This window comes from Peribacillus sp. FW305-BF15 (assembly GCF_058783805.1).
Window position 1 is genome coordinate 32,852 of record NZ_JBYSYV010000034.1, and the last position, 10,601, is coordinate 43,452.

At 41.6% G+C, this 10,601-nt stretch carries 6 protein-coding genes and 2 riboswitches; all 6 genes read left to right on the forward strand.

Features of this window, described 5'->3' with window-relative positions; all coding sequences use genetic code 11:
* The first annotated feature begins 18 nt into the window (after positions 1–18).
* The 6 genes from AC3WLU_RS24605 (at position 19) to ptsG (ending at position 10,249) form a co-directional block, all read left to right on the forward strand.
* Positions 19–1,173 (forward strand): DUF58 domain-containing protein, encoded by a 1,155-nt coding sequence (locus AC3WLU_RS24605; protein WP_492598083.1) that lies wholly within the window; start codon positions 19–21, stop codon positions 1,171–1,173.
* A complete protein-coding gene (locus tag AC3WLU_RS24610) occupies positions 1,170–3,371 on the forward strand; it encodes a DUF4129 domain-containing transglutaminase family protein (protein ID WP_492598084.1) in 2,202 nt (733 codons plus the stop codon). Before AC3WLU_RS24605 ends, AC3WLU_RS24610 begins: the two co-directional genes overlap by 4 nt.
* Positions 3,372–3,407: 36 nt before the next feature.
* A riboswitch (purine riboswitch) is annotated at positions 3,408–3,509 on the forward strand.
* A gap of 141 nt (positions 3,510–3,650) precedes the next feature.
* Entirely contained in the window at positions 3,651–5,207 is a 1,557-nt protein-coding gene (gene guaA, locus AC3WLU_RS24615) for a glutamine-hydrolyzing GMP synthase (protein WP_403189020.1), read from the forward strand.
* 225 nt (positions 5,208–5,432) lie between these two features.
* A riboswitch (purine riboswitch) is annotated at positions 5,433–5,534 on the forward strand.
* Positions 5,535–5,638: 104 nt separating this feature from the next.
* Positions 5,639–6,970 carry an NCS2 family permease gene (locus AC3WLU_RS24620; protein WP_034306155.1) on the forward strand — a complete coding sequence of 444 codons (1,332 nt, stop codon included), beginning with the start codon at positions 5,639–5,641 and terminating at the stop codon, positions 6,968–6,970.
* Between the two features lie 153 nt (positions 6,971–7,123).
* Positions 7,124–7,966, forward strand: coding sequence for a glucose PTS transporter transcription antiterminator GlcT (gene glcT, locus AC3WLU_RS24625; protein WP_034306152.1), 843 nt, complete (start codon positions 7,124–7,126; stop codon positions 7,964–7,966).
* Between the two features lie 213 nt (positions 7,967–8,179).
* A complete protein-coding gene (gene ptsG / locus AC3WLU_RS24630; RefSeq protein WP_063574410.1) occupies positions 8,180–10,249 on the forward strand; it encodes a glucose-specific PTS transporter subunit IIBC in 2,070 nt (689 codons plus the stop codon).
* Positions 10,250–10,601 lie beyond the last annotated feature (352 nt).

A 10,601-nucleotide genomic window follows, 5' to 3' on the forward strand; every position in this document is an offset into this window, starting at 1 on the left:
CTAAGGGGAAATATGAGTGTGATCGGACTTGTATTACTCATGACCGTTTCCTTTTGCTATGCAATGTTTCAAGGCGGTTTTGTCAGTTGGTTCATTTTTTATTCATTTTTGCCGTTTTCTGTGTACGCTTTGATCCTGCTATTTTATCCGCTGCATGATTTTACCGTTGAGAGAAAGGTCAATAAAAGGGAATGCCAGGCTGGTGAATCCGTTGAGATAGCATTGACGTTTACGCGTAAAAACCGGCTCCCCCTATTATTTATGGTGGTAGAGGAGGAATTGCCTCAGGAGATGGAAGATAGGGGACTACAAAGGAAAATAATTATCTTTCCGGGATTCAAGCGTACCTTCAGCATGTCATATACCTTGGAAAACTTGCAGCGGGGAGAGCATTCGTTTCAATCGATCCGCTTTTGGATTGGGGACTTTATCGGGCTGGTCGAAAAAGAAGCGATATATAGTTCACCTTTGAAAATAACCGTTTTTCCTCGTTATCACGAGCTTGCCTACAGTGATCTTGATCGAGTGTTCAATCAGGGGGCAGTGGTCTCAACAAAGAAAACACAACGGGAACATTCAGTGGTCACCGGTGTAAGGGAATATCAGCCAGGCGATCAATTGTCTTGGATTAACTGGAAGGCGACTGCCAGGACGAGTGAAATCATGACGAAGGAATTCGAGGTGCAGAAAAACCGGGATGTATTCATCATGCTTGATGAAAAGCCGTCGGATTTATTCGAAGAATCCATTGAAATGGCGGCTTCCCTTGCCCATGCCATGTTAAAGAAGGGCATGGAAGTTGGGTATGTGAGTAGGGGCTCGAGGTTAATCATACCGGCAACAGCAGGCAACAAACAGAAACGAAAGATTTTTTACCGGCTTGCTAAAGAAAAGCCGGGTGTTGTAAACACATTGAACGAAAATTTCAGAAAGGGAATTCTTCCGGCAAACGCTGCTGTGATATTCATCGTTTCAGACTTAACCTTAGAAAAGGTGGACATATTGAGTGCTTTCCGGCCTAATCAGGGATTGATGTTATGCGTGAAGAAACAGGCAGATCTTACTGATGAAGAAAGGCTGTCAAGCTCTGCTGCTGTTTCGAGGGGGATAAAGGTTAGCTTTTTTGAACATCACCAACTAAAGTTTGGCAGATCGGAGGTGATGGCGAAATGAATGTCACTACCGAAAAATTGGAAAAGTTCATGCACGTCCTCATGTATGTATTTGGTCTGTTGTTGATTACTGAATGGTTGAGGCCTGTCGATAGACTCACCGATACAGGTAATCTCATCATTTTTATCTTATTTTTGCTCTACTCCCTGCTGCTGCATTATTTCCGCATGCATTGGTCAATCCGATTTATTCTCATTAGTGGATATATAATGATTTCATTACAGTTCCTCCATTCAAAAGAGGCTTTATACCAATTGTCATGGCTGAAAGGGTTTCTAGCTGATTTTAAGGGCAATCTTGGTTTTATATATGATGGGAATTGGGAGTTGATCACAAATCCATTTCGAACGTTTCTATTTTTTATCCTTCTTTGGCTTGTGACATATTTGATCCATTACTGGGTGATGGTGAGGCAAAGCATCTTTTTCTTTTTTATGTTAACGGTGATTTTTATATCTGTACTCGACACATTCACTCCTTATGCGGGTGATAGTGCAATGATAAGAATCATCATCATCGGGTTTTTGATGCTCGGCTTGCTTTCCCTGCTGCGGCTAACGATACAGGAGAGGATTAATTTTCCGATGGCTTCCATCAATAAGTGGATCTTGATGCTGACCGGCATGATATTGGTAAGTGTCCTTGTCGGTTTCGCCGCCCCAAAGCTTTCCCCGCAGTGGCCGGACCCGGTGCCTTATATTACTTCCTATTCTGATAAAGCTGTGAAAGAAGACGGTGATTCGAAGCGTAAAAGTGTCGGATATGATGAAGACGATTCGGATCTTGGCGGTTCGATAGAGCCGGATAGTTCCATCGTTTTTTATAATAATGCTCCTGCAGGACATTACTGGAAAGTCGAGAACAAGAATATTTATACCGGTAAAGGGTGGGTTTCCATACCAGAAACGGAATTTCACACTTTTTCCAATGGGCAGGATATGGCAACGTTAGATATTTACGACGTTCCTGAATTGGTGAGGACTGAAGAAATGACCGCAAAAGTATCCATGACGGAATCATATTCACATATCCTTCATCCGCAGTCCGGGTATGTAAAAAAGATCGAGGGCAAAAACGGGCAGGATTTCAAATATCATCAGGAGATGGACAAATTTATTTCCGAACAGGGTAATGGCGAACGACTTTCCATGAAAGAGTATGAACTGGTTTATGATATGCCAAGTTTTGATATAGCTGAGTTAAGGAAGGTGACGGAACCCGACGATTCCATGGATTTATTAATGAAAAAAAACACTCAGCTTCCAGAGGGATTGCCAAACCGGATATTTGAATTGGCCTCCCGGCTTACAAGCAATGAAACGAATTGGTACGATAAAGCAAAAGCCATTGAGGATTATTTTGACGGAGCTGAATTCATTTATTCCAAGGACGATATTCCGTATCCAGAGAGCAATCAAGATTATGTCGATCAATTTTTATTCGAGACACAGATAGGGTATTGCGATAATTTTTCAACTGCCATGGTCGTATTACTAAGGGCCGCCAATATACCTGCAAGATGGGTAAAGGGCTATACCGAAGGGGAAAAATCAATCCTTGATGGCGAATCCGTTTATAAGGTGACCAATAATAATGCACATTCCTGGGTCGAGGTTTATTTTTCAGGGATAGGCTGGATTCCCTTCGAGCCGACAAAGGGTTTCAATGGGGAAGTTGAATTTTACGATTCGGAATTGAAACAGGAAGCAATCAAGAAACCTGAAGAAACCCCGACTAATGAAGAGCAAACAAAGAAAGAGGCCAGGGAACGCCAGGATACACCAGATAGGGAAACTCAATCCTCCGTGAAAACGGGTTTTGGGAACATGGTAGAGTTCTTAAAATGGTCTGCAATCACATTATCAGGTGGATTGATTTTTGCTTCTATCGGTTATTTCCTCAGAAGGAAGTGGATTCCTCTTCTGCAGATTCTTCGTTATAGAAAGAAAACCGATGCTCATTTCTCGACAGCTTATTTAATATTATTGAAACAATTAAAACGGGCTGGTATAGTTCGGCCAGAGGGGCAAACCTTAAGGGAGTACGCCGCCTATGTGGATGCAGTGTACGCTACAGATGAGATGAGTGAATTGACGGCTGGATACGAGTTAATGATATATCGTGGAGACGCGGAAGATGGGGAATGGAAACACTTTCAAAAGGGTTGGGAAAGCTTAATGAGAAAAACTAGCTCTTGACCAGGTTTTTATTATATTGATACAATAACAAAAACTAACTTAAACTAATATATCCTTCATATATCCTCGATAATATGGATCGAAAGTTTCTACCGAATCACCGTAAATGATTTGACTATGAAGGCGGATTTTAACAGGAAAGCTGAAAATCTGCCTTCGTCTGTACTTTTTCTGTATTTTTGAGGGTGGGTTTTTAGTTTTTCTTTTTTTATGATAATATTTTTTATAAGAATTATCACTCGATTTTATGAGTGAATTACATTGATAGAGGTGACGTTTGTGCCGGGGAAAACAGAATTGCAAAAAAAACAGGAAATGATCGTAGTACTTGATTTCGGAAGCCAATATAATCAATTGATCACTCGTCGTATCCGTGAATTTGGTGTGTACAGTGAGCTTCATCCTCATACAATTACTGTAGAAGAAATTGAGAAAATGAACCCGACGGGAATCATCTTCTCAGGGGGCCCGAACAGTGTTTATGATGCAAATGCATTTGGTTGTGATGAACGCATATTCGAAATGGGTCTTCCGATTTTCGGTATTTGTTATGGCATGCAGCTTATGACCAAACATTTTGGCGGTAAGGTGGAACCAGCGAAGAACCGTGAATACGGAAAAGCGACACTTGCCATCCAAAACGAGTCGAAGTTATTCAGCGACCTGCCAAAAGAACAAATCGTCTGGATGAGCCATGGTGATTTAGTGGTGGAAACGCCTGAAGGTTTCCAAATTGACGGGACGAACCCGTCTTGCCCAATTTCGGCTATGAGTGACGAGTCACGTAAATTGTATGCCGTGCAATTCCATCCAGAAGTCCGTCATTCCGTATACGGTAATGACATTCTGAAAAATTTCGTATTCGGCGTTTGTGGCTGTAAAGGTGACTGGTCAATGGAGAACTTCATTGAAATCGAGATGGAGAAAATCCGCCAAACGGTCGGAGATAAAAAAGTGTTATGCGCATTGAGCGGCGGGGTGGATTCATCCGTTGTTGCTGTATTGATCCATAAAGCGATTGGCGATCAGCTGACATGTATTTTCGTTGATCATGGATTACTTCGTAAAGGGGAAGCCGAAGGTGTAATGGAAACATTCAGGGAAGGTTTCAATATGAACGTAATCAAGGTCGATGCAAAAGAACGTTTCCTATCGAAGCTTGCTGGCGTCTCAGATCCGGAACAAAAACGGAAAATCATCGGTAACGAGTTCATCTACGTATTCGATGACGAAGCAACGAAGCTCGAAGGAATTGATTTCCTTGCACAGGGTACACTTTACACAGACATTATTGAAAGTGGTACGGCCACTGCACAAACAATTAAATCGCATCACAATGTTGGCGGTCTGCCGGAAGATATGCAATTTAAATTGATTGAGCCTTTGAACACTCTATTCAAGGATGAAGTGCGTGCACTTGGAAGTGAAATGGGCATTCCGGACGAAATCGTTTGGCGTCAACCATTCCCTGGTCCAGGTTTAGGTATTCGTGTATTAGGCGAAATTTCAGATGAAAAACTTGAGATCGTCCGTGAGTCTGACCATATTTTACGTGAAGAAATTAGAAAAAATGGTTTGGAACGCGAAATTTGGCAGTACTTTACGGTGCTTCCTAACATTCGTAGCGTAGGGGTAATGGGCGATGCACGTACGTATGACTATACAATTGGAATCCGTGCGGTCACGTCCATTGACGGAATGACATCCGATTGGGCAAGAATCCCATGGGATGTACTTGAAATCATCTCAACGAGAATCGTTAATGAAGTAAACCATGTAAACCGCGTCGTTTATGACATTACGTCTAAGCCGCCTGCAACGATCGAGTGGGAATAGTAGATTGAAACCATCCAATCAGTGAAGGAATTAACCTTCACTGATTTTTTTTGTTGAAATAGTATTTGATTATGTAGATTACTTACATTTTACGTATGTTGGCGAAGATATAGCCATGATAATTAAGGAATAAATAGCGAAACGCGAACATTGCCTAAAATTACATAAAAAATATTCGTTTGGTATATTGACGATTATTTTAGTGACTGATACACTATACCTATAATAATAAAAAAACATAATTGTCGTATAATATTGGGGATATGGCCCAAAAGTTTCTACCAAGCTGCCGTGAACGGCTTGACTACGATGTGGAAGGATTGGCGTGTTTAAATAAACCGCCACTTCTTTACATGACCGCAGTCAAGCCCCGTTCATAAACGAATGGGGCATTTTCTGTTGGCACGATTTTATGATGGGGGAGACTCATAATGAAAAATTATTTTCGGTTTAACGAGCTGGGAACTAATTATCGCCGTGAAATACTTGGTGGACTAACTACTTTCCTTTCAATGGCATATATCCTGGTTGTAAACCCTGTAATGCTGACTTTACAAAGCATCGAGGACTATCCGGATGAATTAAGAATGGACTACGGTGCGGTTTTTGCCGCAACCGCATTGTCAGCCGCAATCGGCTCGATATTAATGGGACTCATAGCCAGATATCCAATCTCGCTCGCGCCGGGTATGGGATTGAATGCTTTCTTCGCTTTTACCGTTGTGCTTGGCTTTGGAATTCCTTGGCAGACGGCTTTAACAGGAGTATTGATTTCAGGTATTATCTTCGTTTTACTTTCCTTATCGGGAATACGTGAAAAAATCATTAATGCAATTCCAGTCGAATTGAAATACGCAGTTGGAGCCGGTATCGGTTTATTCATTACTTTTGTAGGGTTTCAGAATGCTGGTATCATCACGAATGATGACAGCGTTCTTGTCGGACTGGGCGATTTGACATCAGGAAATACTTTATTGGCTGTGTTTGGAATTGTCGTAACCGTCATTTTGATGACGAGAGGCGTCAAAAGCGGCGTGTTCATAGGAATGGTCATTACAGCCATTGCAGGAATGATCTTTGGACAAGTTCCGGTGCCGGACAAAATAATCGGTGCCGTTCCTAGCATAGCGCCTACATTCGGGGTTGCGTTCGATGCCTTTGGAAATCCCGGTGATCTCTTCACTGGTCAAATGTTAATCGTGATACTGACCTTCTTGTTCGTAGCATTCTTTGATACAGCCGGTACGCTGGTGGCTGTCGCACAACAAGCTGGATTGATGAAGGATAATGTTCTTCCTAGAGTGGGTAAAGGGTTGCTTGCTGATTCATTATCCATCGTTTCAGGTGCAATTCTTGGTACATCCACCACGACATCTTATGTAGAGTCCACATCGGGTGTTGCTGCTGGTGCCCGAAGCGGATTTGCGGCTGTAGTGACAGGGTTGCTGTTTGTCCTATCCCTTTTCTTCTTCCCGCTTCTATCAGTGGTGACATCTGCTGTGACTGCGCCGGCATTGGTTATAGTCGGAGTATTAATGGCATCATCACTTAAAAATATTGACTGGCAAAAGTTCGAAATTGCGGTTCCGGCCTTCTTTACGGTCATCATGATGCCTATGACATATTCAATTGCGACAGGTATCGCTTGCGGATTCATCTTCTATCCAATCACTATGTCGATGAAAGGAAGAGCAAAAGAGGTTCATCCGATCATGTGGGGGCTTGGAGTCGTCTTCCTGCTATATTTCATTTTCTTGAAGTAATAATGCAAGTAAGTAAGGAGAGTCCTGATTTCGGGGCTCTTCTTTCATGTTGTAAGAGAAAGCTCATATCGTGTATAGTAAAAGTACTAAGTATTAAGTACTTTATCCTGTATGGGGCATAGGGATGACTTTGAGAAAAAAAGAGGGAGAAAAATGAATGGTTTTATCGTTGAAAAGGTTTTGAACAATAATGTGGTGATTGCCACGCATCCGTCGTATGGAGAAGTCGTTACTATTGGAAAGGGCTTAGGCTTCAACCGAAAGAAAGGCGAAGAGTTGAGTCCGGAACTAGCGGAGAAAACGTTTGTCCTGAAAAATGTTAAGGAACAGGAAAGTTACAAAAAACTGTTGCCGCAAATCGATCAAAATCTTCAAGCAGCCATTATAGAATCCATTCATCTCATTAATGACCGGGTTACTGGAAAGTTAAATGAACATATACATGTCGGTTTAACAGATCATTTATTGTTCGCCCTTCAGCGTGTTTCACAAGGAATGACTATCAAAAACCCATTCTTGAAAGAAACGATAACCCTTTATCCTTTTGAACATGATATTGCTGTCGATGTAGTAGAATTAATTCAAGATAAGACAGGCATAGGCCTGCCCCAAGGGGAAATCGGTTTTATTACGCTTCATATTCATAGCGCAATATCAAATAAAGACTTATCGGAAGTCAATCAGCATTCGCAGTTAATCTATCACCTTATCCAAGTTGTTGAAGAACAGCTCAATGTGAAAATTAATAAGGATAGCATAGACTATTCACGTTTGGTCCGTCATTTAAGATTCATGATAGACAGGGTGCTTGCTGGGGAAAAAGTAGAGGAACCTGAAAAAATAGCAATGCTATTGAAAGAAGAATATCCTTTGTGTTACAATATCTCTTGGAAGCTAATAAAAATTATGCAGCAGAAATTAGGCAAACCGGTTTGTGATGCGGAAGCTGTCTATCTAACGATGCATATCCAACGATTACAAAAGAAAATTAAATAAACATACATTAACTTACGTGTTACTGATTCGATCAGGCATAAGTGAGGAGGATGATTGTTATGAAAGAGGGTATTATATACCTGAATTTTCATTTCAATCCTATCTTTGCTTATGCCTTTTTTGTATTTGAATTCTGATGCGTGGGAAGATGAATACCATCGTAAATGTAACCGTTTTATTAGCATGGAAAAACAGTAAAGAGGAGGAAAACCTATGTTTAAGAAGTTGTTTGGCGTTTTGCAAAAAATCGGTAAAGCTTTGATGCTTCCTGTAGCCATTTTACCAGCGGCCGGAATTTTGCTTGCGTTTGGTAATGCATTGCAAAACGAAACTTTATTGGATATTGCCCCGTTTCTTGCGAGTGGCGGAGTGGAAATGGTCGCATCGGTAATGGAGAATGCCGGAAATATTATTTTTGGGAATCTTCCCTTGTTGTTTGCTGTGGGGGTCGCAATTGGGTTAGCTGGTGGAGATGGTGTTGCCGGCCTTGCGGCGATTATCGGTTTCTTGATTATGAATGTAACGATGGGAACTGTTCTTGGCATTGACGCTGCCGACATTGAGAACAATAGTGCGGTGTATACCAATGTTCTGGGAATCCCGACGTTGGGAACAGGTGTGTTCGGCGGTATTATCGTCGGTGTCATGGCTGCTGTTATGTATAATAAGTTTTATGAAATTGAACTGCCTTCTTATTTAGGATTCTTTGCAGGTAAACGTTTTGTACCCATTGTAACAGCTGCAAGCGCAGTTATTCTTGGGTTGCTGATGATTTTGATTTGGCCGACGATTCAATCGGGGTTAAATTCATTTTCCGAAAATATGTTGGGTGCTAACCTGACACTTGGAGCTTTCGTGTTTGGGGTTGTAGAACGTGCGCTGATTCCTTTTGGATTGCACCATATCTTCTATTCTCCATTCTGGTTCGAATTTGGCAGCTATATCCCTCAAGGAGGGGGAACGCCAGTCAGAGGAGACCAGGCCATCTTCATGGCACAAATTAAAGATGGCGTACAGAATTTAACGGCCGGTACCTTCATGACTGGTAAATATCCATTCATGATGTTCGGGTTACCAGCTGCAGCTTTGGCCATTTATCATGAAGCAAGACCGGAAAGAAAGAAAATAGTCGGGGGATTGATGGCTTCTGCAGCACTTACATCATTCTTGACTGGGATTACTGAGCCACTTGAATTTGCATTCTTATTTGTTGCACCGATACTATTCGGGATTCACTGTCTGTTTGCCGGTCTATCATTCATGACCATGCATTTACTGGACGTGAAAATCGGGATGACGTTCTCGGGTGGTTTGATCGATTACGTACTGTTTGGTTTAATCAATCCGCAAACCAATGCATGGATTGTTATTCCGGTTGGTTTAGTCCTTGCGGTTATCTATTACTTTGGATTCCGATTTGCGATAAGGAAGTTTAACCTTAAAACTCCTGGTCGTGAAGTGGAAGAGGATGAGGAAGCGGAAGGATCTGCAAGTACAGCTGGAAGTCTTCCTGGGGATATTTTGGATGCCATGGGCGGAAAAGAAAATATTTCTCACTTGGATGCTTGCATTACCCGTCTTCGTGTATCGGTCAATGACATCGGTAACGTTGATAAAAATAGGCTGAAGAAACTTGGTGCCGCTGGAGTTCTGGAAGTGGGCAATAACATCCAGGCTATCTTCGGACCTCGTTCAGAAACGATCAAGGGGCAAATGAAAGATATCATTGATGGAAAACGGCCTCGTAAAGTAGAAACGTCTCCTGAAGTAGGTGTGGAAAAGCAAATCGAGGATGTCGTCCCGAAACCTTTACGGACGGATGAAGTTTCCGAGCGCTTTGTTTCTCCTATTAAAGGGGAATTAAAACCGATCACGGAAGTGCCTGATGCAGTTTTTGCTGAAAAAATGATGGGCGATGGATTTGCAATTGTACCTGAGGAAGGGTTGGTTGTTTCTCCTGTGGACGGTACGATCGTTAATTTATTCCCGACTAAACATGCAATAGGTATCGTTTCCGAAGCTGGACGTGAAATCTTGATTCATGTCGGGATCGATACAGTTAAGTTGGAAGGCAAAGGTTTCGAAGCACTTGTCGCTCAAGGAGATAAAGTGACAAGCGGGCAGCCATTGCTTAAAGTTGATATAGAGTATGTCAAAAACAATGCTAGCTCTATCATTACGCCAATCGTCTTTACTAACCTTTCCGAAGGTGAAAGCGTCAAGATTGAAAAGGCCGGAAATGTAGATAGGGAAGAAGAGGACGTAATCTCCATCAATAAATAATCATTAATAAATAACGGGAGGGTGGCTATAATCAGCTGCCCTCCTGTTTTTTGATGATTCTTTGGCATGGACCGGCTTCTATAGAAAGAAAGTGGTTCAGTGAAAAAAAGAAGTTAATTTTAAAAGATTAAATTGACTTATCTATATGCAAGTGCTAATATATTAAATACACCGCTTGAGACAAACAAGACAAACAAGTGAATGATAACTTGTTGTTGACTTTGTGTTTGGAGGGTGTTATACTAATAAAGTCGCTAAACGAAGCGATGGAAAATATTGCTCTTTGAAAACTGAACAAAACAAAGCGCCAACGTTAAATTTTAAGTGAGCACACACTATCAAAAAAGCAAAT

Coding starts and splice junctions, on each gene's coding strand:
- AC3WLU_RS24610 (WP_492598084.1), top strand. CDS start 1,170: ATGAATGTCACTACCGAAAAATTGGAAAAGTTCATGCACGTCCTCATG.
- AC3WLU_RS24620 (WP_034306155.1), top strand. CDS start 5,639: ATGAAAAATTATTTTCGGTTTAACGAGCTGGGAACTAATTATCGCCGT.
- glcT (WP_034306152.1), top strand. CDS start 7,124: ATGAATGGTTTTATCGTTGAAAAGGTTTTGAACAATAATGTGGTGATT.
- ptsG (WP_063574410.1), top strand. CDS start 8,180: ATGTTTAAGAAGTTGTTTGGCGTTTTGCAAAAAATCGGTAAAGCTTTG.